The 478-nt window shown below is 46.0% G+C and carries 1 protein-coding gene and 1 pseudogene; one reads left to right on the top strand and one right to left on the bottom strand.

All coding sequences use genetic code 11. The features are described from left to right. Positions 1–216: pseudogene (locus AB4585_RS25195) on the top strand (redox-sensitive transcriptional activator SoxR); the annotation flags it as partial. Here AB4585_RS25195 and AB4585_RS25190 read toward each other — a convergent pair. Continuing rightward, positions 207–478: DUF4156 domain-containing protein (locus tag AB4585_RS25190; RefSeq protein ID WP_372171497.1), on the bottom strand; the 272-nt coding region annotated here is incomplete at its 5' end. The pseudogene AB4585_RS25195 and the gene AB4585_RS25190 sit on opposite strands and share 10 nt — an antisense overlap.

Below are 478 nucleotides of genomic sequence, written 5' to 3'. Positions count from 1 at the left end.
GACTGGGCTCGAATGTCTAAGCAGTGGGCGGCATCGTTAGATCAGAAAATACTCGAGATGCAACGACTCAGAGATAACCTAGACGGCTGTATTGGGTGCGGGTGCCTGTCGTTAAAAAGCTGCAAGTTATTCAATCCAGAAGATACCGCATCTGCGCAAGGAACAGGTGCTAGATATCTAATCGATGGCTCGCCAACGACGGAAGATCAGTCTTGAGGTGGTTTTGGTGGACAATTGTACGCGGTGCCCACAAAGGTTGCCGATGTTTTGAAGTAGTGTGGGATCAGTAAAACGACAGTATTTGCCTGCGTCAGATACGCATTGTTTTTTATCTCATTAATCGCTCCCTGGATAAGCACATCATTGGGATAAAAAAGATATGAATACCAATGCCCCTCAGTGCCTGTTACTTCTCCAACCCAATCGCAGTTTTTGACCAATGGCGCATTATTAGTGCGAACTTGCACGTTTTTTGCTT

Origin of the sequence: Vibrio sp. 10N.222.49.C9 (assembly GCF_041474985.1) — a bacterium.
GTDB classification, from domain to species: Bacteria; Pseudomonadota; Gammaproteobacteria; order Enterobacterales; family Vibrionaceae; genus Vibrio; species Vibrio crassostreae_C.
Note: the sequence above shows the minus strand (reverse complement) of the source record. Positions and strands in the feature narration are given on the sequence as shown.